Source organism: Thermodesulfovibrio hydrogeniphilus, assembly GCF_054657355.1.
Window position 1 is genome coordinate 1666027 of sequence record NZ_BAAHYW010000001.1, and the last position, 13156, is coordinate 1679182.

Below are 13156 nucleotides of genomic sequence, written 5' to 3' on the forward strand. Positions count from 1 at the left end.
CAGAAAACGTTTCACGTTTCACTTTTCACATACACATGCACTTTTCACTTACACCTACACACTCACTACCCAATCGCCTGCACAGGTTCATCTGTGACCGCAACTTGCTCTTCTGCACCAAACATTGCTGCTGTTTCTTTGCCTACAAGTCTGTCCATGTCAAGCAAAATAATCAACCTGTCCTCAAGCTTTGCTATCCCAGAGATAAAGTCACTGTCAACTGAACATGTCATTGGTGGTGCTGGCTCAACCACAGAGGTTGGTATCCTAAGCACTTCTGATACTGTATCTACCACTACTCCTATGGTTATTCCGTGTATGTCAAGTATCATTATCTTCTGCTGGGCTACATCATCTGCCTCTGGAAGTCCAAACATCTTGCGAAGACTTACAACAGGGATAACCTTTCCACGCAGATTAATAACTCCTTCTACATAAAAAGGTGCATTTGGTACTTTTGTGATTTCCTTCATTCTGTTTATCTCTTGCACTTTGAGAATATCCACTGCATACTCCTCTCCACCAAGATGAAATGTGACAAGCTGTAGCATGTCACTGCCTTTTACAACCTTACTTTCCCTCATCCCTTCAACCCTCCTTTCTTAGACATACAAAAGTATGTTTTTTTTATAAATTCTTATAAGTCTAAATTAATTTAATTTTTCATTATACCAAAAATATCACGATTTTCAAAGGTCATTGATAGGTATTTTTATCGGGCGAAAAAGACGAGATTGCTTCGGCATCCTAATGGATGCCTCGCAATGACTTCCCTACCCGTCATCACGAGGCTTGCGAAGTAAGCCGAAGTGATCTCCCTTTAGGAGAGAAGAAAAACCAGATTGCCACGCCTCACCTTCGGTGAGGCTCGCAATGACGGATAAAAAATATGCGGTCACCCTCGCAATGACGGGGAAAAAACGGTAGGCTCGCAATGATCTCCTTGTCCGTCATTGCGAGGGTGCCTGAGCACCCGAAGCAATCCCTAAAACCGCCAAATCTCACCTTCTGGTATTTTTAGCGGCAGAAATAATTCCTAATACAAAAAACATCTTACTCTTCTGCCATTTAGGCTTTTAAGCTCAGGTACTTCTTCTTGGCATACTGGCATTTTGTATTGACATCTATTGTAAAATCTGCATCCCTTTAAAGACCAAGCATTTCTGTCTTCAGTGGTGATTTTTAGAATTTTTGGTCTTGGTCTCCTATGAAATCCTGGAATGCTTCCTAAAAGTATTTTTGTGTATGGATGAAGAGGTTCTTTAAATATTTCCTCAGTCTTTGCTTCCTCAACAATTCTTCCAAGATGCATTACTGCTATTTTATTGCCTACTGAGCGGACTATATTTAAATCATGGGTTATAAGCAAAATAGCCATTTTCCTTTTTTCTCTAATCATCATTAATTGATTAAGGATAGATGCCTGAAGTGAGATGTCAAGGGCTGAAAGAGGCTCATCTGCTATCAGGATTTCTGGCTCATGGATTAAAGCTCTTGCTATGGCAACTCTTTGACGCTGTCCACCACTTAGTTGATGAGGATATCCATCCAGAAGACTTTCATGTAAGCCTATCTCTTCAAAAAGGGATTTAATTTTTGCTTCAGCTTCCTTTTCTGAGTATCTTTTATGTATCTTCAGAGGCTCATGAACAATTGAAAAAATCCTCATTCTTGGATTTAATGAGGCATAGGGGTCTTGAAAAACTACTCCTATGGATTGGTGATAAGCCTTTAATTCATTTTTGTTCATCTTCCAGATATCTTTATCTTTAAAAAATATCTCTCCGTTGTCAGGTTTTATTAGCCTTAAAAAAAGTTTCCCTACAGTTGATTTTCCTGAACCGCTTTCACCAACAAGGCAGAAAAAGTCGGTATTTTCTATTTCAAGGTTTAAATCCTCTACTGCTGGAATGGTGATAGTTTTTAGCTTAAAACTTTTATAGAGTGCCCTTGTTTTGATTATTGACAACCTAAGTCTCCCAGATACTAAATTCCTCAATAAGTCTTAGTCCAGTGTAGTAACAGCACATTTCGTGGTCAAAATTATTGATGAAAGACCTTTCAACACCGTCCTCAAAAATAATTCTCACAATGCACAATCCACCGGGCAGGGAAGATGTTTTCTCTTCAATGACTTCTCCGACGCCCCAATAGGCATAATGAATGTGCCTTACTTTATCACCAAGTTTTAAATAAGTTCGTGGTCTCATTTTTTAATTATACCATTTGCATAGCACAGGATAATAAGCTTAAAATACAATCATGAATGTATTGATTCGTGGGGTGAATTGGCTTGGGGACGCTGTGATGAGCCTGCCTGCTGTTCGTGCTATTAGAAAATTGCATCCCGATGCAAAAATATCAATTATGGTTAGAAAAAGTGTGTCTGAACTTTTTTTAAATGAAAATGCAATTGACGATATTATCATTTACGAAAGGGGATTAAGGGGAAAACTTAAAGCAATCAAGGAAATAAGAGAAAGGGGATTTCAGAGGGCATATCTTCTTCAAAATGCTTTGGATGCCGCTTTGATAACTTTTCTTGCAGGTGTTCCCGAAAGAATTGGCTGGGACAGAGACTTAAGAGGTCCTTTTCTCACTCATCCTGTTCCCTACAATGGAGAAGACAGAAAAATGCATCATATAGATTATTTCTTTGAAATTCCGAAAAGATTTAATCCATCTTTAAGCCCGGAATATCCGTGGATTAATGTTTCACTTGAAAAAAGAGTTTCTGCAAGAAAGGAATTAAGGCGACTCAGCAGACCAATTCTTGCAATTGCACCCGGTGCAAAATATGGTAACACAAAAAAATGGGATACAGATAAATTTTTGGAAATCATTAGAAGATTTACAAAAAATTACGGCTCCGTTGTAATATTCGGGCAATCAGGAGATGGTTTTGCATTTAGCAAAAAAGAGGAGAAGGAGTTTGAGGATAGAGTTTTTGATTTTACAGGAAAAACCTCGCTTACTGAGTTGATAGCTCTGCTTAGTGAATGCGATTTATTGCTTTGCAATGACTCAGGAATTATGCATCTGGGATATGCTCTTGGCGTGCCTCTTGTTGCAATTTTTGGTTCAACCTCGGCAGAGCTTACAGGTCCTCCTCGTTTTGCTGGTAATGTTATAAAAGCTAACATAGATTGCTCTCCATGTTTCAAAAGAAAATGCTCTCATATGAATTGCATGAAATCAATAGATGTGGAAGAGGTGTGGGAGGCTATTTTACAAATCATCCCAAATAAAAAAGCTATATTTTTTGACAGAGACGGAACTTTATGCAAAGATGCAAATTATCTTAGCAGGTGGGAAGACTTTGAAGTTTTTCCTGACATTGAAAGCCTGAGAGAACTCAAAGATTTAGGTTTTCTTCTTATAGGCATTACAAACCAGTCAGGCATTGCAAGGGGATTGATAAAAGAAGATTTTGTCAAAGAGGTTAACAATCTATTTATTGAAAAGTATGGCTTTGATGACTTTTTCTACTGCCCCCATCATCCTCAGGAAAAATGCTTTTGCAGAAAGCCAAATCCTGTGATGGCTATCATTGCAAGATATAAACACAGGATTGATTTTAAAAGCTCCTATGTTGTGGGAGACAAACAATCAGACATAGAACTTGGTGAAATGATAGGAGCAAAGGGTATTTTGATTGGAAGGGATGCGAAAAATCTGAAAGAAGTGGTTGAGATAATTAAAAATGCTGAACGGCAATGAAAAAATCTTAATCGTAAAGCCCAGTTCTTTGGGAGATATTATTCACTCACTGGCTTTTTTGAATGCCTTGAAAGAAAATTTTCCAGAGACTGTGGTTCACTGGATTGTAGCAAAAGAATTTGAAGACCTGCTCACAGAGCATCCTTTGATAGATAAAGTAATTACAATTGACAAAAGTAAATGGAAGAAGATTAAAAATTTGCTGGATACAATAAAAGCATTTTCTCATCTGGGTGCAGAGTTAAAAAAAGAAAAATATCAACTCACTGTTGACCTTCAGGGACTTCTCAGAAGCGGAATAATTACATGGATAAGCAATGCTCCATTAAAAATTGGATTTAAAGAAGCACGGGAGTTAAGCCCTTTTTTTTACAACAAAAAAATATCTGCTTCCGTAGAATTGCACGCTGTGCTAAGATATCTTGAAATGGCAAAAGCAATTGGATGCAAAATTAATTCTATAAAATTTCCTCTACCGCCTTATAAACCTCCAGTGTGGCTTAAAGATTATGAAAAATACATTGTTTTGATTCCTTCTGCCAGATGGCAATCAAAGAATTGGCCCCTTCCATACTATGTGGAGCTTGTAAAAATGTTTGATAATCCATTTCTCATCGTTGGCTCACGCTCTGATGAAGATTTAGCCAAAAGAATTGAGGAATACTCACAAGGAAAGGCAAAGTCAGTGGCTGGAAGGACAACACTGAAAGAACTTATTGGTGTCTTTAAAAAATCTCTTTTTGTTATAACTCCAGACACAGGCACAATGCATCTTGCAGTTGCCTCTGGTAAAAGGGTTGTTGCTCTGTTTGGACCTACATCTGCAAACAGAACAGGACCATTTGGAAAGGGGCATATTATCATAAAATCTGAAAAACCTTGCAGTCCTTGTTTCAAGAAATTCTGTCCAACTCAGGATTGCATGAAAGAGATTACTCCAAAAAAAGTGTATGATATAATAACTGAAAACTGGGAGGAACTATGCAGTATCAAAAAGGACAAACAGGAAGAATATTTATAGCTAAATTTGAAGACAAGGAGAACCCTCTTCAACAGATAACAGAACTTGCAAAAAAGGAAAATATCCGTTCTGCAATCTTTTGGCTGATTGGTGGACTTAAGGGAGGTAGATTTGTAGTTGGACCAAAATCCGATGAATTACCACCTGAGCCCATATGGCGAGAAATATCTGGAAACAATGAAATATTGGGCATTGGAACTATATTCTGGCATAAGGATGAGCCTAAAATACACATTCACGGAGTTTATACAAGAGAAGACAATGTCAAAATGGGATGCTTAAGGGAAAATGCAGAAGTTTTTCTGATTCTTGAAGCTGTTATTATGGAGATTGTTGATGTAAATGTAACGAGAGAGCTTGATGAAAAATCAAAAATGGTTTTGCTTAAGGTTTAAATGGTTAGAATAAAAATCTGCGGTATTACAAACATTGAAGATGCGTTCTGGGCTGTAGAATGCGGAGCGGATGCCATAGGTTTTGTTTTTTATAAAAAAAGTCCAAGATATATACCACCTCAAGATGCTGGGAAAATCATCAAAGCCCTTCCTCCCTTTGTAAATACAGTCGGAGTTTTCGTAAATGAAGATTTAGAGACAATTAAAGAAATTATCTCTATCTCTGGAATTGATACAGTGCAACTTCATGGAGAAGAGTCTCCAGAGTTTTGCAATAATTTTCAGAGAGTTATCAAAGCTTTCAGAATTGATACGGATGGTAAACTTCCAGATGGAAAATTTTTAAAAGATGTCATGCCAAAGTATTGTGTATCAGCCTTTTTACTTGATAGTTTCTCAAAGGATGAATATGGAGGAACAGGAAAAACTTTCAATTGGGAGATAGCAAGACAAGCAAAAGACTTTGGCAGGATTATTTTGTCAGGTGGATTAAACATATTCAATATAGAGGATGCAATAAAAAAAGTTCAGCCCTATGCTGTTGATGTATCAAGTGGAGTTGAGAGGGAAAAGGGAAAAAAAGACCCTGAGCTTGTAAAAAAATTCATTGAAAAGGCTAAATTAAAAAGCTTTAATTTTAATAAAAAGTCAGATTAAAGGAGAGTTAAATGATTACATGGTTATCCTACAATCAAGAATCTTTTCAAAAAGCAGAGGATGAAGACAAACCTGTCTTGCTACACATCTTTGCCCCGTGGAGTGAGAATTGCAAAAGAATGAAGGAAGATTTTCTGGATGACCCCCAAATCAGTGAAATAATAAACACAAACTTCGTTCCTGTTCTTGTCAATCGTGATGAAAGACCAGATATAGATTCAATTTATCAAAAAGCCTCATACATTATCGGACAGGGAAGTGGATGGCCCCTTATTTTATTGCTTACCTCTGATGCAAAACCCTTTGCTGGTATAGCTTATAGTCCAAAAGAGGGTAAAAACTATTTCATAACTATGCTAAATAATTCACTGGAACTATTCAAAACAAATAAAGAACAGATTTCAAGACGTGCCCAAATTATAATGGATGCGATTATTCCAATAGAAATTCCTCCATCCGAGATTAAAGAAGAATTAATCCATAATCCAGAAGAAGACATTGTTAAGGAGATAGATTTTGAATACGGAGGTCTTAAAAAAACTCCTAAATTTCCTCCTTTTTCCCACATTGATTTGCTTTTGTGGAAATATTGGATAAAACCAAAGCCGTGGGTTGGTGAAGCAATAGAAAAAACACTAAAAGGTATGATATCTGGTGGAATTTATGATAATGTTGAAGGAGGGTTTCACAGATACTGCACAGATATGGCATGGAAAATACCAAGCTTTGAAAAACTTGCCAGCGATAATGCGTGGCATATAATAAATTTCCTTGATGCCTATTGCCTTCTTAAAGATCCCTTTTACAGAGAAATTGCCATTGAAACAATTGACTATCTTCAAAAAAATCTGCTGACAGAGCAAGGCTTTTTTGCTGCGAGTCAGATGGCTGATGCAAAATACTATACATGGGAAGAAAAGGATTTAATGGAAATATCCGATATGACAATTACACTTGTTGATGGAAATGCAATGAAAGATAATAGATTTATTCTGCTTGGAAAAGACAGAGAAGTCATTAAACAACTGAAAGATAACCTACTACAAAAAAGAGAGCAAAAACAAAAACCTTCAGTAGACAAAACGCTTTATGCTTCAGTAAATGGAATATGCTGTGAGGCTTTCATTAAGGCATGGAGAGTAATCAAGAATAGGGAATTGTTAAACATAGCTATTGCAGCCCTTGAAAGGACACTTATGGCATTACTACATGATGGAACTCTACATAGAACTGAAGCAGGAATTCCTGCATTAATTGATGATTACGCATATTTGATTTCTGCTCTTATATCAGCCTATGAAGTGACTTCTGATGAAAAATATATTAACAATGCTTCCCAATTAATGGAGTTGGCATTAGAAAATTTATGGGATTATAAAAATGGTGGTTTTTTTGACTCACCTGAGGCAATTTTTTCAATAATGCAAAAGAATATTTATGACAGCCCATATCCTTCTTCAAATTCAATAATGATAATCAATCTATTAAAGCTGAACGCTATATTAAAAGATGAAAGATTTTTAAATCTTGCAACTGATGCATTGAAGGCATTCTCAAATACTGTATCAGCATATCTGTCTCCCTATTATGTCAAGGCTGTACTTAGTTATTTTGACCTTCTAACCTTGAATTTCCATACATCCGTAGAGTCTAAAATTGGGACAGCAACAATCTTTCAGATAACACCATTTACTGTAATTGCCCATAGGAGTTTGGAAGGTGATTATATAATACCGACTTTAGGAGAAAAACAGTTTGAACCAATTAGAACGCCTGAAGAGCTTGCGAGATTTTTAAAATTGAGCTGATAAAGTTAGGGGCAAAAATGCTTTTACATTGCTTTGATGGAGATTAAATGGACATTTTTATTTATTACGAGATTACTAAGCAATTCGAGATTAATTGCCTTTAATCATAAGAGAGAGATTGCTTCGGGACTTCGTCCCTCGCAATGACGGTGTGGTTTTGTCTTTGCGAGGATATCCCCTTTGTTGTCATTGCGAGGCATCCGTCAGGATGCCGAAGCAATCTCGCCTTTTCCCTTGCAAAGTGGGAGGAGACTGCTTCGTCGCTAAGTCTATCGTAAGCCGAAGGCGCGGCAACCTCTGGCAATGATTAATAATGATGCATCCTCGCATTAACGTTTTAGAATCTCATAATTTAGTAATCACTAAATATTGTCCACCATTTCCCATACTCCGCAGGGACATACTCCAGCGCAAAAACCACATCCAATGCATTTGTTATCATCTACAACATACTCGTATCTGCCATCTGGTTTCTCTACTCTGCTGATTGCACCCCAATAGCATGTATATTCACACATATGGCAGTCCCTGCAGGAACCGCATGAAAGGCATCTTTCTGCTTCTTGCTCAAGGGATGATGTTGCTTTGCATCTTTCATAGTAGTCAATTTTGACTCTTTCATATGGAATTCTCTCTCTTATGTCTCTTGTAATAGGTGCGTTCATAAGGAGAGCGTGTAGATATTCAGAGAGAAGTCTTCCATGTCCTATTGCATGGGTTACAAGACCAAGTCCTGTGACATCTCCTATTGCAAATACCTTTGGATTTGATGTCTGGAAAAATTCGTTAATAATGACCCATCCTCTTTCTGTATGAATCTGAGGAGGCACAAATTCAAGGTCAGGCATATCTCCAATTGCCATAATTACAAAATCTGCATCAAGGCTTGTTCCGTCTTTGAAGTAAATCTTCTTTTCCTCTGGAACATACTTTTCTGTGAATTTGGGCCAAATAATTTCTACTCCCCTTTGTTTTGCATATTGAAGCTCAGCTCCAAAGGCAGCGGGTTTTTGGATGTCAATCGCGGTTACAGATGAGGCACCGCAGAGAAATGCCTCTACACCAGCATCCATACCAACATTTCCAGCACCAATAATCACGACTTTTTTATCTGTAAGATCAATTTTTTTACCTTCATTCAATGCACGCAGAAATTCATAGGCTGAAATTGTATGTTCTGAACCGGGGAATGGAATTTTTCTTGGCTTATGAGCTCCAACTGCAATTACAACAAATTCATTTTCCTTACAAATCTGCTCAAACATTTCTTTTGTAACTTTAGTGTTTAGTCTTAGGTCTGTAACGATTTCTTTAAATCTTTCAATTTCTTTGTGAAGAATATCTTTGTTAAGTCTGTGTTCTGGAATACAAAGTTCAATTTTACCACCTATTTTATCTGTAGCTTCATAAATTGTTACACTGTGTCCTTTTAAAGTCATCTGCCATGCAACAGACATTCCAGCTGGACCTGCACCAATAACAGCAATTTTATGTCCTGTTGGTTTTGCCTTTCTAGGCGGTGGTAATTCTGCGGAAGCCTTGCCGAGCTCCTTGACTGATATGGGCATATCTATTTTTCCACGAGTACAAGACTGCATACACAGATTGGGGCATATCATTCCACATACTGTTGCAGGAAGAGGACTGTATTCAAGGACTAATTCTAATGCCTCTTTTACCTTTCCAAGCCTTATAAGTGCTGTTCTTTTATGGGTTGGAATATTTGTTGGACAGCTGTAAGCGCATGGAGGCAAATATTTTTCATTAGCCCAAACAGGCTTGTATCTCCGATACTCACCAGTAACAATGTATGGAATAACTGTCAGTTCATGGTCAATGTATTCAGCAAATATTCCACCCTGACCAACTTCTTTTTCCCAGTAATCTTTTCTGAAATCCTCCATAGAAATCTTGAACCATCTTCTTTGTCTTCTTTCCTGAGGTGTATACGGAACAAGTTTATGCCATTCAATGGGATTTTTTGTAAGTTCGTCGTAATAATCCATTCTCTCAATTGCAGTAAGAAATGGTTTAAGATTTTCGCATAACCACTTCCAGTCCTGCTCACTAAGCTCCAAAAGCTTTACATCTCTTTCAGAGTAACCATCTATTTTCCCTCTAAAATAAATTACTCCACCAACCATTCCTACACACGGTCTGTATCCAAGAACGCTTCTTGGATTTCTGGGATTAACTCCGCAGATTACAGCAATACCACCAGCTTTAAACTCTGCAAAGGAGTCTCCAACATCTCTGAAATACCATGACTGCGGTGGATCAAATCTTGGATTGTGTTTTGTCATTGTATCGCATCTTGCACCACCACTTCCCTGAACATAAAGAATTCCCTGTGCTGCAGCATTCCATGCACCGTTTGTGGCATCACCAAGCACTGTAATCTTAGCTCCACAGTTTAGCCATCCAACATCATCCGAGACACCGCCTTTAACCAGTATTTCTGTCCCAAACATTCCCATTGAACCGCATCTCTGACCAACTGGTCCTTCTACAGTAATCTTTACAGGTTCACCCTGTGGAAAAATTCTCCCACCGATACCGTGCTGTCCGTCTGCAAAGATGTGAAGATTTCTTGCTCCCTGTCTCACTGATTCCTGAATAAATTCTTCAAGTATTCTGGATGGAATTCTTTTTCCCTTTACATTTCCATAAATGGTCACACTTTTTTCGTCAGTCCATTTTACAACTTCTTCATAGGCTATGATTGATTCATGCAAGCCAATTTTTGGCATTTCTTTTTTAATTGTTTTCTTAACAGGCATAGCTTATCTCCAACCTTTCTGCCATTGCTTTATCATCTATACTTAATCCGTCTGACATTCCAATTGGAAGCTCTGTACTTCTTCCCATAGGTGCAAATATTTTCTTAAGCTCTGTGTCAGCAGCCTTGAATACCTCAACAACCCTTTCTGCTACTTTATCGGGATCAAGACGCCTATAAAGTTTAGGGTCTTGTGTTGTGATGCCTTTCGGGCATTTTCCAGTATTACATAAGTTACATCTGTTGTATTCATCTCCAAGACAGCCAGCTGCCGCTTGCATTATGTATTTTCCAATTGCCACAGCTGATGCACCAAGCATTATGAGCGCTGCAGCATTTGCTGCGAGGTTTCCTTTTTTACCAATTCCACCAGCAGCAATCAACGGAAGTTCGTTCTGCTTTCCTTGCTTTACAAGGTCAAGGTAGCATTCTCTTATGTTTGAGGCAATTGGATGTCCCATTTTGTCAAGTGATACATTATACGCTGCACCAGTTCCACCGTCTTCACCGTCTATGCATAGAGCAGCGGCATATGGATTCCTTGCAAGATTGTTAAGCACTGCCTTTACTGTTTTTGTTCCTGAAATCTTCGGATAAACTGGGATTCTAAAACCAAATGCCATTGACATTGACTGTATCATTTTCATAACAGCCTCTTCAATGGAGTATTTTGTTTGATGAGTAGGTGGAGAGGGCAGGTCAACATATTTTGGAACTCCTCTTATCTCTGCAATCAATTTTATCACCTTTGGAGCCATCAAAAGTCCACCATCACCGGGCTTTGCACCCTGTCCGTATTTTATTTCTATGGCAGCAGGGTCTTCTGTCATATGCGGTAATGTATGAATTATGCTGTCCCATCCAAAGTATCCTGATGCAATCTGAAGTATAAAGTATTTAACATAACGGGATTTAAGAAGTCTTGGCGGAAATCCGCCTTCACCAGAACACATTACAACAGGAAGTCCTTCAATTTCATTCAAATACGCAACTCCCATAGCAAGTCCTTCCCACATGTAAGGTGATAAAGCTCCAATTGACATGCTTCCAATCATAATCGGAAATATCTCTCTTACTGGAGGGATGAATTTGCCTGATGATTTATCAACAACAAGTTTTCCATCTTCAACTTTTAAGGGAAGTTCTTCAGGTGGCAGAATTCTGCCAATGTATGAACGGACTCTGAACTCGTGTCTACCTGCATCAAGCGCTGGGTCTGTAAGCATTGAAATACGGGTAAATTTCAATCTATCAAGGGTAGACACTGCTGGGTCATTACGCCTTCCGCCTCTTTTGTATGCTTCACCACCGATATTTTTAAAGAATAGGAACTTGTGCTGAGGGTTGTACTCAGGCTCAATGGCATTATTGGGACATACAAGGGCGCACATGGCACATCCGCAGCAGTAATTTTCAATTTTATTTACCTGCTCAATCACATGTATAATTCTTCTTACAGGTCTTGGCTTTGGTGTTTCTCCGCCTGATTCAATAACTCGTGTGTATTTGACAGATGCCTTAATTGCGCCTTGAGGGCATACAGCTAAACACTGCCCACAACGCTTGCAACGGTCATCTCTCCAGCGAACAATATAGGGAAATTCTTTAATAGTTAATTTATGATTATAATCAAGCATTAAGCCTGAAGCTGGTTCCATACTTTTACCTCCTTTGCCTCTGGTGAGACAATCACCATGTCGTATTTCATTGGATAAATATCCTGGGATTTATCTCTTTCAGGAATAACTTTATCAAGTCCGCATAGCTCAGACATCAAAGCATATTTGCCTTTAACTCCTCCAACTACACCGGGTCTTAATTTTTTAGAATCTTGCACCATAAAGCAAGTTCCATCTGGAGTAAAACCAATTACCATATTTGGTCCATCAATGCATAGCGGTCTTAGAGATTGCTTTATAAGTGCCAGTGCTTCTCTGTCACTTCTTTGCTCAATTTCTTCCCATTTAAGAGGAGTGATTACATCTTTGTAATATGTAAGCGGAAATTTGAGCTGTCTGACAATATAATGAAGTATATGGGTAAAAACCTCACTGTCTGAATTGTATCCCATATATCCTATAATTTTTCTGTGCATAAGAAACTCTTTTATTGGGACAAATGCTGTATTTTCACCGTTTGTCATCGTGCAGTATCCCTGTATGAAAAATGGATGACAGGCATAAAGATATATCTGATAATTTGTGTTTTGTCTTCCCTGCGCAAAAATTATCTTTGCCTTGAGGATATCTTTGTCAAGCCCGAAAAATTCAGCCACTTCAAGTGGATCGCCGACTTCCTTTAAGGTTATCACATCAGGATAAAAGGAAAAGACAAAAATTGATTCATCTGCCTCTCCCATTTTCCTTAAGGTAACTCGGGTATTCATCAGAAGGTCTTCTTTTTCTTGAATAGACTTATCTTTCCACTCGTCAGGATAGTCATAGGCAGCAGCAAAATAGTAATCTCTTCTGACTATGCCCTTTACAGGCTTGAGTTTCGGAGTCCACTTATGTATGAGCTTAAAGCCAGCCTTTTCCATATATTCATCGAGGATTTCTCTGCCTGCCTTGGAGCATATACCTGATAAAATTGGATATTCTTTTAAATCTTTAAAATCTCCTCCTAAATCCTTAAGCGTCAATCCAAGCCCAGAGCCATCATGCCCTTCTTTCATTGTTTCAAGGGCAAGAATGTTCTCCATAGGCGAAAAATATTTGGATGATGTTATAGCAGCTAATCTACACATTCATAATCTCCCTTCGGCAAATGGTTACCA

Annotated in this window: 11 protein-coding genes; 5 read left to right on the forward strand and 6 right to left on the reverse strand. The window is 38.2% G+C overall.

The genetic code is table 11. The annotated features are described in order from the left end of the window. Positions 1–65: 65 nt before the first annotated feature. The 3 genes from ACYQ3P_RS08330 to ACYQ3P_RS08340 form a co-directional block, all read right to left on the reverse strand. On the reverse strand, positions 66–584 hold the full coding sequence (locus tag ACYQ3P_RS08330; protein WP_460177443.1) for a chemotaxis protein CheW: 519 nt from the start codon (positions 582–584) through the stop codon (positions 66–68). Positions 585–1036: 452 nt separating this feature from the next. After that, entirely contained in the window at positions 1037–1969 is a 933-nt protein-coding gene (locus tag ACYQ3P_RS08335) for an ABC transporter ATP-binding protein (RefSeq protein WP_460177444.1), read from the reverse strand. A gap of 1 nt (position 1970) precedes the next feature. Then, positions 1971–2210, reverse strand: coding sequence for a DUF3553 domain-containing protein (locus tag ACYQ3P_RS08340; RefSeq protein ID WP_460177445.1), 240 nt, complete (start codon positions 2208–2210; stop codon positions 1971–1973). A gap of 52 nt (positions 2211–2262) precedes the next feature. Between ACYQ3P_RS08340 and waaF the strand changes: the two genes are divergently transcribed. Genes waaF through ACYQ3P_RS08365 form a run of 5 tightly spaced genes read left to right on the forward strand, consistent with a single transcriptional unit; the run spans position 2263 to position 7601 of the window. Further along, on the forward strand, positions 2263–3720 hold the full coding sequence (gene waaF, locus ACYQ3P_RS08345) for a lipopolysaccharide heptosyltransferase II (protein WP_460177446.1): 1458 nt from the start codon (positions 2263–2265) through the stop codon (positions 3718–3720). After that, entirely contained in the window at positions 3704–4741 is a 1038-nt protein-coding gene (gene waaC / locus ACYQ3P_RS08350) for a lipopolysaccharide heptosyltransferase I (RefSeq protein ID WP_460177447.1), read from the forward strand. The genes waaF and waaC overlap by 17 nt, the downstream gene beginning before the upstream one ends. Further along, positions 4702–5136, forward strand: coding sequence for a PPC domain-containing DNA-binding protein (locus ACYQ3P_RS08355; RefSeq protein ID WP_460177448.1), 435 nt, complete (start codon positions 4702–4704; stop codon positions 5134–5136). Before waaC ends, ACYQ3P_RS08355 begins: the two co-directional genes overlap by 40 nt. Then, positions 5137–5793 carry a phosphoribosylanthranilate isomerase gene (locus tag ACYQ3P_RS08360; RefSeq protein WP_460177449.1) on the forward strand — a complete coding sequence of 219 codons (657 nt, stop codon included), beginning with the start codon at positions 5137–5139 and terminating at the stop codon, positions 5791–5793. It abuts the gene before it with no gap. 11 nt (positions 5794–5804) lie between these two features. After that, positions 5805–7601, forward strand: coding sequence for a thioredoxin domain-containing protein (locus tag ACYQ3P_RS08365; RefSeq protein WP_460177450.1), 1797 nt, complete (start codon positions 5805–5807; stop codon positions 7599–7601). 362 nt (positions 7602–7963) lie between these two features. On the opposite strand, the gene ACYQ3P_RS08370 is transcribed toward ACYQ3P_RS08365, so the two are convergent. From ACYQ3P_RS08370 to ACYQ3P_RS08380, 3 genes are read right to left on the reverse strand one after another with little or no spacing between them, the layout of a single operon-like run. Further along, a complete protein-coding gene (locus ACYQ3P_RS08370; RefSeq protein ID WP_460177451.1) occupies positions 7964–10381 on the reverse strand; it encodes an FAD-dependent oxidoreductase in 2418 nt (805 codons plus the stop codon). Beyond that, positions 10371–12038 carry a glutamate synthase-related protein gene (locus tag ACYQ3P_RS08375; RefSeq protein WP_460177452.1) on the reverse strand — a complete coding sequence of 556 codons (1668 nt, stop codon included), beginning with the start codon at positions 12036–12038 and terminating at the stop codon, positions 10371–10373. The genes ACYQ3P_RS08370 and ACYQ3P_RS08375 overlap by 11 nt, the downstream gene beginning before the upstream one ends. Next, positions 12017–13126, reverse strand: a complete 1110-nt coding sequence (locus tag ACYQ3P_RS08380; RefSeq protein WP_460177453.1) for a class II glutamine amidotransferase domain-containing protein — start codon at positions 13124–13126, stop codon at positions 12017–12019. Before ACYQ3P_RS08380 ends, ACYQ3P_RS08375 begins: the two co-directional genes overlap by 22 nt. Between the last annotated feature and the right edge of the window lie 30 nt (positions 13127–13156).

Coding starts and splice junctions, on each gene's coding strand:
- ACYQ3P_RS08330 (WP_460177443.1), bottom strand. CDS start 584: ATGAGGGAAAGTAAGGTTGTAAAAGGCAGTGACATGCTACAGCTTGTC.
- ACYQ3P_RS08340 (WP_460177445.1), bottom strand. CDS start 2,210: ATGAGACCACGAACTTATTTAAAACTTGGTGATAAAGTAAGGCACATT.
- waaF (WP_460177446.1), top strand. CDS start 2,263: ATGAATGTATTGATTCGTGGGGTGAATTGGCTTGGGGACGCTGTGATG.
- waaC (WP_460177447.1), top strand. CDS start 3,704: ATGCTGAACGGCAATGAAAAAATCTTAATCGTAAAGCCCAGTTCTTTG.
- ACYQ3P_RS08355 (WP_460177448.1), top strand. CDS start 4,702: ATGCAGTATCAAAAAGGACAAACAGGAAGAATATTTATAGCTAAATTT.
- ACYQ3P_RS08360 (WP_460177449.1), top strand. CDS start 5,137: ATGGTTAGAATAAAAATCTGCGGTATTACAAACATTGAAGATGCGTTC.
- ACYQ3P_RS08365 (WP_460177450.1), top strand. CDS start 5,805: ATGATTACATGGTTATCCTACAATCAAGAATCTTTTCAAAAAGCAGAG.
- ACYQ3P_RS08370 (WP_460177451.1), bottom strand. CDS start 10,381: ATGCCTGTTAAGAAAACAATTAAAAAAGAAATGCCAAAAATTGGCTTG.
- ACYQ3P_RS08375 (WP_460177452.1), bottom strand. CDS start 12,038: ATGGAACCAGCTTCAGGCTTAATGCTTGATTATAATCATAAATTAACT.
- ACYQ3P_RS08380 (WP_460177453.1), bottom strand. CDS start 13,126: ATGTGTAGATTAGCTGCTATAACATCATCCAAATATTTTTCGCCTATG.